Below are 12,658 nucleotides of genomic sequence, written 5' to 3'. Positions count from 1 at the left end.
GGGGGAAAATCATGACAAAGCTGCAACGTATTCAAAAAGTATTGGTAGCTAACCGTGGAGAGATAGCAATTCGTGTGTTCCGAGCATGTTCAGAACTTGGATTAAACACAGTTGCAATCTATTCTAAAGAGGATAGCGGTTCTTATCATCGCTATAAAGCCGATGAGTCCTATTTAGTTGGGGAAGGAAAAAAGCCAATTGATGCTTATCTAGATATTGAAGGCATTATTGAGATTGCGAAAAGTAATCATGTAGATGCAATCCACCCTGGATATGGTTTCTTGTCAGAAAATATTCAATTTGCAAAACGTTGTGAAGAAGAAGGGATTATCTTTATCGGTCCAAAAAGTAAGCATTTAGACATGTTTGGAGATAAAGTTAAAGCAAGAACACAAGCGCAGCTAGCACAAATTCCAATTATTCCTGGTAGTGATGGTCCAATAGATTCAATAGAAGAAGTTGAAGAATTTGCTGAAAAGTATGATTACCCGATTATTATTAAAGCATCCCTTGGTGGTGGCGGTCGCGGTATGCGTATTGTACGTGCTAGTGAAGAATTAAGAGAATCGTATAATCGCGCGAAATCAGAAGCAAAAGCAGCCTTTGGTAATGATGAAGTGTACGTTGAAAAATTCGTTGAAAAACCTAAACATATAGAAGTACAAATTTTAGCAGATGAAGAAGGTAATGTTGTTCATTTGTATGAGCGTGATTGCTCTGTACAACGACGCCATCAAAAAGTAGTTGAAATTGCACCGAGCGTGTCGCTTTCAGATGATTTGCGTCAGCGTATTTGTGATGCTGCAGTAAAGTTAACGAAAAATGTAAATTATTTAAATGCTGGAACAGTTGAATTCCTAGTGAAAGATGATGAATTTTACTTTATTGAAGTAAACCCACGTGTTCAAGTAGAACATACAATTACAGAAATGATTACAGGAATCGATATTGTTCAATCACAAATTTTAATTGCAGATGGACATGCTTTACATAGCAAGATGGTAAGTGTGCCGAAACAAGAAGAGATTATTGTGCATGGTTATGCAATTCAATCTCGTGTAACGACAGAAGACCCACTTAATAACTTTATGCCTGATACAGGGAAGATTATGGCGTATCGATCAGGCGGTGGTTTTGGTGTGCGTCTTGACACAGGTAATAGTTTCCAAGGTGCAGTTATTACACCGTACTACGACTCTTTACTTGTAAAAGTTACAACTTGGGCGCTTACTTTTGAACAAGCTGCTGCAAAAATGGAACGTAATTTAAAAGAATTCCGTATTCGTGGCATTAAAACAAATATTCCATTCTTAGAGAATGTAGTAAAACATAGAAACTTCTTATCGGGAGAGTATGATACTTCATTTATTGACGCGTCACCTGAACTATTCCTATTCCCGAAACGTAAAGACCGCGGAACAAAAATGTTAAATTACATTGGTTCAGTTACAGTAAATGGCTTCCCAGGAGTAGGGAAAAAAGAGAAGCCAATTTTCCCAGATGCTCGTATACCAAGTTTGAAACATTCAGAAACGATTCAAAATGGAACGAAACAAATTTTAGATGAGCGCGGGGCGGATGGATTAGTAAAGTGGGTTCAAGATCAAAAACGTGTACTTTTAACGGATACAACATTTCGTGATGGGCATCAGTCTTTACTTGCAACGCGTATTCGTACAAAAGATTTACATCAAATTGCAGAGCCGACCGCGAGAATGTTACCAAATCTATTCTCAGCAGAAATGTGGGGCGGTGCAACATTTGATGTTGCGTATCGCTTCTTAAAAGAAGATCCATGGGAACGATTACTAGATCTTCGTGAAAAAATGCCGAATGTTTTATTCCAAATGTTACTTCGTTCTTCAAACGCAGTTGGATACAAAAACTATCCAGATAATTTAATTCGAAAATTTGTAGAATGTTCCGCGCAAGCCGGAATTGATGTGTTCCGTATTTTTGATAGCTTAAACTGGGTAGAAGGCATGAGAGTTGCAATTGATGCTGTACGAGATACTGGTAAGATTGCAGAAGCGACAATGTGTTACACAGGAGACATTCATGATCCGTTACGTAGTAAATATGATTTGAGTTATTATAAAGGTTTAGCAAAAGAGTTGGAAGCATCAGGAGCTCATATTTTAGGAATTAAAGATATGGCGGGCTTATTAAAGCCAAACGCAGCATATGATTTAGTTTCAGCACTAAAAGAGACGGTGTCGATTCCAATTCACCTGCATACACACGATACGAGCGGAAATGGTATTTTAACGTATACGAAGGCGATTGAAGCAGGTGTTGATATTGTCGATGTAGCGGTGAGTTCTATGGCTGGTCAAACATCACAACCGAGTGCGAATACACTATACTATGCGTTAGGTGGAAACGAAAGACAACCAGATGTTAATATAGACTCATTAGAAAAACTATCTCATTATTGGGAAGATGTACGTAAATACTATGCACCATTTGAAAGTGGTATGAACGCTCCTCACACAGAGGTATATATGCACGAAATGCCAGGTGGACAATATAGTAATCTTCAACAACAAGCGAAGGCGGTTGGTTTAGGAGATCGCTTTGATGAAGTTAAAGTGATGTACCGTCGTGTTAATGACATGTTTGGGGATATTGTAAAAGTAACACCGTCATCTAAAGTTGTGGGTGATATGGCATTATTTATGGTTCAAAATCATCTGACAGAGCAAGATATTTTAGAACGTGGACATGCTATGGACTTCCCAGGATCTGTTGTTGAAATGTTCTCTGGAGATTTAGGACAACCATATGGTGGTTTCCCGAAAGAATTACAAAAAATTATTTTAAAAGGGAAAGAGCCATTAACAGTAAGACCGGGTGAATTATTAGAACCAGTAGATTTCGATGCTTTAAAAGAAGAGTTATTCCACAAACTTGGACGCGAAGTAACAATTTTTGATGTAGTCGCATATGCATTGTATCCAAAAGTATTTATGGACTACGAAAAAGTTGCTGGGACTTATGGAAATGTATCTGTGCTTGATACACCGACATTCTTCTATGGTATGAGACTTGGTGAAGAAATTGATGTGGAAATCGAGCAAGGTAAAACATTGATGGTTAAACTAGTTTCCATTGGGGAGCCACAGCCAGATGGAAATCGTGTGCTTTACCTGGAATTTAATGGACAACCTCGTGAAATCGTAGTGAAAGATGAAAGCGTGAAAGCAACTGTTGCACAGCGTGTGAAGGGGAATCGTGAAAATCCAAATCATATTAGCGCAACGATGCCGGGAACTGTTATTAAAGTAGTTGTAAAAGAAGGCGATGAAGTGAAAAAAGGTGATTCCATGGCAATTACAGAAGCGATGAAAATGGAAACGACGGTTCAAGCGCCATTTAGTGGTAAAGTGAAAAAAGTATATGTAAATGATGGGGATGCAATTCAAACGGGAGATTTACTCATTGAATTAGATCATTAAAATAAAGAAAAAGAGCTGTGCGAAAGCAGCTCTTTTTTGTGTGTAAATAATACCTTGCCGAATTGGCAAGGTATTAAAGTTTTACTTTATTTTGTTTGCTTAGAAGTTGATTCAGTTTCTTTTGCATTGACTGTACTTCTTGTACCTATCATAACTAAATAGCATAGTACAGCAAACAGGCAAGAAATGAAGAGCGAATGTAATAATGCCATTGCTAAACTAGCATTTGTAAATACGACTAAAATCCCTACTATAGCTTGAAGTGTAACAAGGATAAATGAAATAATCCATCCCCAGTATACTACACGCTGCTGCTTGTAATGACGAATAGCTATAAACATTGCGTATAGTATCCAAACGAATATTAACATAGCTGCAACTCTATGCCCCATTTGGACCCACTCATGTAGTTGAGTTGGCATAGGTCTATTTTTACTGCATAAAGGGAAGTCTGGACAGGCTAAGGTAGCTCGTTCGTGACGTACTAAAGCTCCTGTGTAGACAACGATATAACTGTAAATTGTTACACCATAAATATGAAATTTCATTTTTTTGTCCATAATAAGTGAACGTGCATCAAATTTCTGATCAATTTCAAAAATAAGACACGTTAACAAGATGACAGAAGCAAATGAAATTAAGGAAATACCGAAATGAATAGCTAATACAGCAGGCATTTGACCCCAAACAACCGCCGCCGCCCCCATTAATGCTTGTGCAACTAAAAATACGAAGGATAAAATTGCTAACGTCTTTGTTTCGCGCACATGTTTATAATATTTCCAGGACAAGATACAAAGAAGAGTAACAAGGATTCCTGCTGATCCAGATGTTAAGCGGTGACTTAGCTCAATAATAGTTTCCATTGATAAATTAGATGGAACAAATTCACCGTTACAAAGAGGCCATGATTTGCCGCATCCTTGGCCTGAACCCGTTTTTGTAACTAAAGCGCCTCCTAGTAAAACTACTAATAAATCGAGACTTGTAATGACTGCTAACCATTTAATAAAGCGTTGCAATCTCTTTCACCATCTTTCTGCTATGAAGTTATTGCGAAATATTTTCATTCCATTATGTATAGAATAAAACGTGCTACAGTCCTATGATATATAAAAAATAATAAAATAGCAAAGAAATGGAGAGCGAGGACAACGTACGTATTATAAAGAAAAAAATGGGATTTCAAATACATATTTTAGGAGGAATTCAGGCTGTTTTGAAAAGAAATGGGGAGAATACATGCTAAATATGACAAAATAGTTTATTATAGAAGATAACATCATGTTATGATAAGGATAAATTAGAATAAAGTTTTTTAATGTTCGACACAAAAAGTTCATGTTTTCTTCACAAAAAGTTCAGGAAATGTGATTTAATATATTGGAGTATGGGCGTAGATTAGTAGTAGAATGGGTTAATAATATTTCTACTGTAATAATATTGCTATATAGAAGCGAAATATTTCACATGAAATATGTGCTTAGAAAGATGATAGGTTTAAGAGGGGGTTAAAGTGATGAACCATGCAACAAGTGAGCTGCATGATGAGTCAGCTGTTTCAATTGTACCGGAAACAACTCGGTTACAAGATTTATCAGCGCTCGTTAAAATGGGGATTGTAAACTCAAATACACTTACTGTATTTACAGGATTTTGGTTGGCTTTACATTTTAATGGATTGAGTGTTATGGACAATCTAGATAAGCTATTTTTCACAATCGTTGGTTCTGCATTAATTATGGCTGGGGTATGTTGTTTAAATAACTACATTGACCGAGATATCGATCCATTAATGGAAAGAACAAAAAACCGTCCAACGGTAACAGGTAAATATAAACCTGGCTTTGCACTTGCATTTGGACTTGTAATTTTACTTCTTGGCTTTGCATTTTTATTACTTACTACACCGATGGCAGTGTTAATTTCATTTATTGGTGCCTTCACATATGTTGTTTTATATACGTTATGGACGAAGCGGAAATATACGTTAAATACTGTTGTAGGTAGTATATCAGGAGCAGTTCCACCTTTAATTGGATGGGCGGCAATTGATCCGTCTTTAAATCATCCAATTGCTTGGATGTTATTTTTAATTATGTTTATTTGGCAAATCCCACATTTCCTCGCATTAGCGATGAAGCGTGTTGATGAATATCGAAATGCAGGAATCCCAATGCTTCCTGTTGTACAGGGATTTGATATTACGAAACGTCAGATTATGATTTGGACAGTATGTTTATTACCACTACCATTTTATATGAGTGGGCTTGGAATAACATTCATGGTAATTGCAACATTGCTTAACATCGGATGGATCGCATTAGGGTTTTATGGCTTCCGTAAGCAAGATGACATCAAATGGTCCGTAAAAATGTTTGTTTATTCCCTGAATTACTTAACAATCTTATTTGTGTCAATGATTGTAGTTACATTCTTCTAAGACAACGACATGATTGGATTTCTTTACGTTGAGATTTACTTTACTTAACTATAAAGTACAATCTAATTCACAAAGAAAGTGGGGGTTGTTTGTATGAAGAAACAGTGGCGACTGCTTTCGTTCGTTTCACTGCTGGCTTTACTGTTAGGGGGATGCGGTAAAGCTTTTCAGTCTACTTTAATTCCGCAAGGGGAAGTAGCAAAAATGCAATATGATTTACTCTTGCTAGCGAGTGCAATCATGGTAGGAGTAGTACTTGTAGTTACTATTATTTTCTTATATGTAATTGTGCGTTTCCGACAAAAAAAGGGTGAGGAAGATTATATTCCAGAGCAAGTTGAAGGAAATCACAAACTAGAAATTATATGGACAGTTATTCCGATTATTCTTTTGTTAATCTTGGCTGTTCCGACTGTTACATATACATTCAAGCTTGCTGATGTAAGTGCGATGGAGAAAAAGAATATTGATAAAGATACTATCGTTGTTGATGTAACAGCGAATCTTTATTGGTGGGAATTTTCTTATAAATCAGAAAAAATAGTAACTTCTCAAGATTTAGTTATCCCCACAGGTAAGAAAGTGTATTTGAATTTGAAGGGTGCCGATATTAAACATTCGTTTTGGGTTCCATCTTTAGCTGGGAAAATGGATACAAATACAGATAATGTAAACAAAATGTGGTTAAAGGCAGATAAATCGGGCACTTATAATGGTTTTTGTACAGAATTTTGTGGCCCATCACATTCTTTAATGCAGTTCAAAGTGAAAGCTCTGGATGAAAGCGAGTACAAAAAGTGGCTTGCTGACATGAAGAAGATTGATGGGAAAAAAGAAGTAGCTTCTACAAAGGCGCAAGAGGGTCAAGAAATATTTAATAAAAGCTGTATTGGTTGTCATGCAGTTGGATCAAATGATAGTAGACCACCTTCTGCTCGTATCGCACCGAACTTAGCAAACTTTGCAGATCGCGATATGGTTGCTGGTATTGCCGAAAATAATGAAGAGAACTTAAAAAAATGGCTCAAAGATCCTGAAAATATGAAACCAGGTAATAAAATGACTGGTAAATATGGCAACTTAACGGATGATCAAATTAATGCATTAAATGCATATTTACAAACGTTAAAGATTGAAAAGTAAAGAGGGATCATTTGCGAAGGGGAGGTTGAAAACGTGAGTTCTGTAGCAAAAAAACAGGGGATGGGTGCTGTCATATGGGATTATTTAACGACAGTAGACCATAAAAAGATTGCCATTCTCTATTTAATTGCAGGTGGATTGTTTTTTGTAATAGGTGGAATAGAAGCACTATTTATTCGCCTGCAGTTAGCGATTCCAAACAATGCTTTTCTTGTTGGGGATGCTTATAATCAAGTATTAACGATGCACGGTACAACAATGATTTTCCTCGCAGCTATGCCACTCGTGTTTGCATTTATGAACGCCGCTGTACCACTTCAAATTGGAGCACGTGATGTGGCGTTCCCGTTTTTGAATTCGCTCGGATTTTGGTTATTTTTCTTTGGTGGATTATTTTTAAATTTAAGTTGGTTTTTAGGAGGAGCGCCTGATGCAGGGTGGACATCGTATGCATCTTTAGCTTTAGCCTCTAAAGGACATGGTGTTGATTTTTATGTACTCGGCCTGCAAATATCAGGTATTGGTACATTAATTGGAGGTATTAACTTCCTTGTTACAATTATTAATATGCGCGCGCCAGGGATGACGTACATGCGCATGCCGATGTTTACATGGACAACATTTGTAACATCTTCACTTATTTTATTTGCATTTCCACCATTAACTGTAGGATTAGGACTTTTAATGTTAGATCGTTTATTTGGCACAAGTTTCTTTAATCCGGCACTAGGTGGGAACACGATTATATGGGAGCATTTATTCTGGATCTTCGGTCATCCGGAAGTATACATTCTTATACTCCCAGCTTTCGGAATATTCTCAGAAATCTTCGCCACATTTTCGAAAAAACGATTATTCGGTTATTCCTCGATGGTGTTCGCGACAGTATTAATAGGGTTTTTAGGATTTATGGTATGGGCGCATCATATGTTTACTGTTGGTCTTGGGCCTGTTGCAAATGCTATCTTCTCAGTTGCAACAATGGCGATTGCAGTTCCGACGGGTATTAAAATATTTAACTGGCTCTTTACAATGTGGGGTGGAAGTATTAGGTTTACAACACCAATGATGTGGGCGGTAGCTTTTATTCCATCCTTCGTTATGGGTGGAGTTACAGGCGTTATGCTTGCTTCTGCACCAGCTGATTATCAGTTTCATGATAATTATTTCGTAGTAGCACACTTTCATTATGTAATTGTTGGTGGTGTTGTATTTGGTTTACTTGCAGGTGCGCATTATTATTGGCCACTTATGTTTAATAAAGTATTAAATGAAACGTTAGGAAAGATAACATTTTGGTTATTCTTTATCGGTTTCCATTTAACGTTCTTTATTCAGCATTTCCTGGGTCTAATCGGTATGCCGCGTCGTTACTACACATATCTAGAGGGGCAAGGATTGGAAATGGGGAATATGATTAGTTCCATTGGAGCAGTGTTTATGGCTCTTGGAACGATTGTTCTTTTATTCAATGTAATAAAAACAACGGTATCAAAAGAAAAGGCTGGTCGTGATCCGTGGGATGCGCGTACGTTAGAGTGGACAATGCCAGCGCCTACACCGGAATATAATTTCAAACAGTTACCATTTGTTCGCGGATTAGATCCGTTTTGGATTGAAAAACGTGAGGGTAATAAAGAGATGACAGCAGCGGAACCGGTCGGTGATATTCATATGCCAAATTCTTCATTTTCACCGTTTATTATTTCTCTAGGTCTATTTATAGCTGCTTTTGGTGCAATGTATATGCAGGGTGGTAAAGATAAATTTTGGTTATTGGTAGCAATTATCGGTTTAATCATTACGTTTGGTACAATGTTCCTTCGTTCAGTAATTGACGATCATGGATATCATATTCATAAGGAAGATTTAGATGATAAGGGGGGCAAGGCGTAATGCATGTAGATGAGAAATTAACGAATGAAACATTTCCAGCAGAGCCTGAAAAAGCAACCCTTGAGGGGAAAAATAAGTTTGTTGGTTTTTGGTTATTTCTTGGAGGCGAAACAGTGTTGTTCGCTTCCTTATTTGGCACATATTTAGCGTTAAAGAACTCTACAAATGGTGGACCAACATCTCAAGAGATGTTTCAAATGCCGCTCGTTTTCATTATGACGATGCTTTTGTTAACAAGTAGTTTAACGAGTGTATACGCAATGTATCATATGAAAAATTTCAACTTTAAGAAAATGCAACTTTGGTTACTTGTAACAGTGTTGCTTGGCTTAGGATTTTTGGGGTTTGAAATATATGAGTTCTATCATTATACGCATGAATTTAAGCATACTATGAGAAGTAGTGCATTTGGTTCTGCATTTTATGCTCTTGTTGGTACACACGGGCTCCACGTGTTGTTTGGATTATGTTGGATTTTAACATTAATCTTTAGAAACGCGAAGAGAGGCTTAAATTTATACAACGCACCAAAGTTTTATGTTGCATCAATTTATTGGCACTTTATTGACGTAGTTTGGGTGTTTATTTTCACTGTAGTATATTTGATGGGAATGGTGGGATAAACAATGGCGGTTAAGCAAACGAATAATCCTAAGGTGGATCTTGTTTATCGGAAGAGAAAAAGTGCAGAGGAAATGAAGCACCAAGTTATTACATTTTCACTAATGATTTTTTTAACATTAGTTGCATTTGCAGCGGTGGCATATCCGAAAACATTTAGCCCGATTTTTTCGGTTCCATTTATATTATTGTTAGCAGTCGTTCAAGTTATATTTCAGTTATATTATTTCATGCATATGAGTCATAAAGGGCATGAAGCGGCGAGTTTCTTCTTATACTCTGGATTGTTAATTGGTTTATTAACAATATTAGCCTTTATGACAATTGTGTGGATTTAAACAGTGATAGTAGGGGGCTCTGATTTATCATAGCCCTCTTTGTATATGAAATATAAGGATTTTGAAAAGGTAGGTGTGGAAATGGAAAATTTATGGGTATTTGGTTTTCAAGCTTTATGGAGTCCGATTTTTTTATTATTTATGATCTCGATTCTTATTAGTTATTTTTTAGTTATTGGACCATATAGAACGCGATTTGAAAATGCGACGAAGGTAAGTAAGAAGCAAATTTTTTATTTTACGACCGGGATTGTTCTTTTGTATTTTGTAAAGGGAGGACCTATTGATTTAATTGGTCATATTATATTTAGTGCACATATGTTTGAGATGGCAGTAATGTATATTGCGGTGCCTCCGTTATTACTGCTTGGTATACCGGTTTGGTTATATCGTTATATTACTTCTTTTAAGTTCGTTCAAATTGTGATAAAGTTTTTTGCTAAGCCGCTTATTGCGTTGTTTGTATTTAATGGCCTGTTTTCCTTTTATCATTTGCCAATTGTTTTTGATGCAGTAAAACAAAATCAAATAGCGCATCCTATTTGCCTTGCTATATTGTTTTTTGCAGCAATGATGATGTGGTGGCCGATGTTAAATCCGCTGCCAGAATATCAAACTTTAAGTGATATTAAGAAGCTTGGTTACATGTTTGCTAATGGTATTTTATTAACGCCAGCTTGTGCGTTAATAATTTTTGCGACTGCACCATTATTTGCAACATATACAGATCCGGCCGCTTGGATGAAGGCAATGGAACTCTGTGTACCGGCGGGTACTTTATCAGATTTAAATATAACTGGGCCAGAATTTTTACATTGGATGCCGGTAGTACAAGACCAGCAAACAGGTGGTATCATTATGAAAATTGTCCAGGAAATAGTGTACGGTACGATTATCGGTTATGTGTTCTTTAAATGGGCACGTAGAGAGCGTGAAAAGGATAAAGAGCAGCTGCAAGAATTACCTCCTTATTTGCAGACGAAATAAAAACTAGCGCATCGTATTAATGCGCTAGTTTTTTTGTTATTCAATAATTTGAAATTCTTTCAACTCTTTTTCAATATTTTGTAGGAGTTGTTCGCTTTTTTGAAGTACATTCGTTGGGAAAATCTCATCATCTCCATATTCAACGCCATGAGGATAATAATGTTTTCCTAATAAGGGTGGCAATAGTTTTACTTGAGCGTGTCTGCCGCCGATGTCACCTTCAACAGCAAATCCTTGTACACGTAAATAATAAATATCCTTTAATATTTCAAATTTATAATCATATGTAACGCGTTCGTAATCCCATTGTCCAGCAAGTACAAAATGATTGTTTTCCATAATCTCAGTTAAAAGAGTTAAATCAACGACTGCATCATTAAAGTTTGTATTTGTAAATTGCATAGAATACCTCCTTCTTTTAATGTTAGTGCATTATTTTTATAATAGTATGAATAATAAGAAAGTGCAATTCATATTGCGAGAAAAGGGATAATCCAGACTTTTTTCGTGAAAATATGATATAGTGAAAAGAGTACGGTACACACAAAAAAAGGAAAGAAAAGGATTTGTGTATATCTCGATTTTATGCTTTGTTCAGGAGGTATATCGTTTGAAGAAATTATTGCGTATCGTAATGATTACATTTTTAATTTTAGCTGTTGATTTATACGGGAAGTTACTCGTGTCACAATATATATTAACCCCATCTCACTCTAAGCAAGAAAATAAAATTGTGAAAAAGAAGAAGCAAGTAAATGAAGAATCCACAGACACGGTTTTAAGTATGATCGGTGGGGACTCTGAGAATTTATTAGCGAAGTGGGGCGAACCGTCTCGAATAGAGCCGTCTGCTTATGGATATGAATGGTGGGTGTATAATCAAGATTTAGCCCAGTATGTTCAATTTGGAGTTGCTGAACGTAAAGTTGTAACGGCGTATGTTGCTGGTGAGCAAGTTAAGGTGGCTCCCTATTATATAAATGAAAAGTATGAAGAGGTATATAAAAAGAATCCACTTTCACATGAGATTTCATTAAAAAGAGGAAAGAATAGTTATCAATTTGAGTTATCTGATACGGAAGTAATGGAACAACCGCTAGTACCTGTAGAAGATGGATGGGCACAATTATATTTTGATCACTTTACACATGAGCTTGTTGGTCTTCGTTATATGGATGATGAGACGTTATTAAGACAAAGACCATATCAACTTGTTTATTCGGGTGAATTAATAGCGGAACAGCCGCTGACGCCAGAAAAAATGAAGCAAGTAGAAAATGGAAATATGCAACAAATTCTCGATTTAACAAATATTATTCGAAGTCATCATCAATTACCGTTGTTAACATGGGACCAACAAACTGCAGATGTTGCATTTGGCCATAGTAAAGATATGAAGGATAATAATTATTTTTCACACGATTCACCTAATTTTGGTGCGTTAGGAGATCGTTTGCAACGTGGGCAAGTGGCTTTTCAACTTGCTGGTGAGAATATAGCGGCGCAACATAGTGATGGAATTTCGGCGGTACAAGGTTGGTTAAATAGTGAGGGTCACAGAAAGAATTTATTAAATGAACAATTTACTGGATTAGGTGTTGGGGTATATGATAAATTTTATACTCAAAACTTTATCCGAAAATAAAATGAAACTTTAATCAGTGGGGGCGCATTCTTCACTGATTATTTGCCTTCATCAATCGGGCTTTAACGGGCAGTAAGACTCCCGCCTATTCGTAGAAGTTTAAGGTGGGAGTCTTACTGTCCACAAA

10 protein-coding genes are annotated in these 12,658 nt (G+C 36.5%); 8 read left to right on the top strand and 2 right to left on the bottom strand.

All coding sequences use genetic code 11. The features are described from left to right. The first annotated feature begins 11 nt into the window (after positions 1-11). Complete coding sequence (gene pyc / locus MR071_RS08345; RefSeq protein WP_105584715.1) at positions 12-3,458, top strand: pyruvate carboxylase; 3,447 nt, start codon at positions 12-14, stop codon at positions 3,456-3,458. A gap of 86 nt (positions 3,459-3,544) precedes the next feature. On the opposite strand, the gene ctaA is transcribed toward pyc, so the two are convergent. Beyond that, the gene (gene ctaA / locus MR071_RS08340) at positions 3,545-4,480 is read right to left on the bottom strand and encodes a heme A synthase (protein WP_105584716.1); all 936 of its coding nucleotides are present in this window, start codon (positions 4,478-4,480) and stop codon (positions 3,545-3,547) included. Between the two features lie 497 nt (positions 4,481-4,977). On the opposite strand from ctaA, the gene ctaB reads away from it, so the two are divergent. From ctaB to ctaG, 6 genes are all read left to right on the top strand, one after another. Then, complete coding sequence (gene ctaB, locus MR071_RS08335; protein WP_070144659.1) at positions 4,978-5,901, top strand: protoheme IX farnesyltransferase; 924 nt, start codon at positions 4,978-4,980, stop codon at positions 5,899-5,901. Positions 5,902-5,994: 93 nt separating this feature from the next. Then, a complete protein-coding gene (gene coxB, locus MR071_RS08330; protein ID WP_002088304.1) occupies positions 5,995-7,044 on the top strand; it encodes a cytochrome c oxidase subunit II in 1,050 nt (349 codons plus the stop codon). Positions 7,045-7,104: 60 nt separating this feature from the next. Then, a complete protein-coding gene (gene ctaD, locus MR071_RS08325; protein WP_171903074.1) occupies positions 7,105-8,940 on the top strand; it encodes a cytochrome c oxidase subunit I in 1,836 nt (611 codons plus the stop codon). Further along, a complete protein-coding gene (gene ctaE / locus MR071_RS08320) occupies positions 8,940-9,563 on the top strand; it encodes a cytochrome c oxidase subunit III (protein ID WP_000557861.1) in 624 nt (207 codons plus the stop codon). Before ctaD ends, ctaE begins: the two co-directional genes overlap by 1 nt. Positions 9,564-9,566: 3 nt before the next feature. After that, positions 9,567-9,899, top strand: coding sequence for a cytochrome c oxidase subunit IVB (gene ctaF, locus MR071_RS08315; protein ID WP_002121961.1), 333 nt, complete (start codon positions 9,567-9,569; stop codon positions 9,897-9,899). An 81-nt stretch (positions 9,900-9,980) separates the two neighbouring features. Then, a complete protein-coding gene (gene ctaG, locus MR071_RS08310; RefSeq protein ID WP_105584770.1) occupies positions 9,981-10,886 on the top strand; it encodes a cytochrome c oxidase assembly factor CtaG in 906 nt (301 codons plus the stop codon). Between the two features lie 36 nt (positions 10,887-10,922). Here ctaG and MR071_RS08305 read toward each other — a convergent pair whose 3' ends face one another. Then, complete coding sequence (locus MR071_RS08305; protein WP_002066906.1) at positions 10,923-11,288, bottom strand: YugN family protein; 366 nt, start codon at positions 11,286-11,288, stop codon at positions 10,923-10,925. A gap of 208 nt (positions 11,289-11,496) precedes the next feature. Between MR071_RS08305 and MR071_RS08300 the strand changes: the two genes are divergently transcribed. Further along, a complete protein-coding gene (locus MR071_RS08300; RefSeq protein ID WP_242235682.1) occupies positions 11,497-12,531 on the top strand; it encodes a CAP domain-containing protein in 1,035 nt (344 codons plus the stop codon). Positions 12,532-12,658: the final 127 nt, after the last annotated feature.

It is taken from the genome of Bacillus cereus group sp. BfR-BA-01316 (genome assembly GCF_022664195.1).
Lineage (GTDB): Bacteria > Bacillota > Bacilli > Bacillales > Bacillaceae_G > Bacillus_A.
This window is presented reverse-complemented; position numbering and strand designations above follow the sequence as displayed.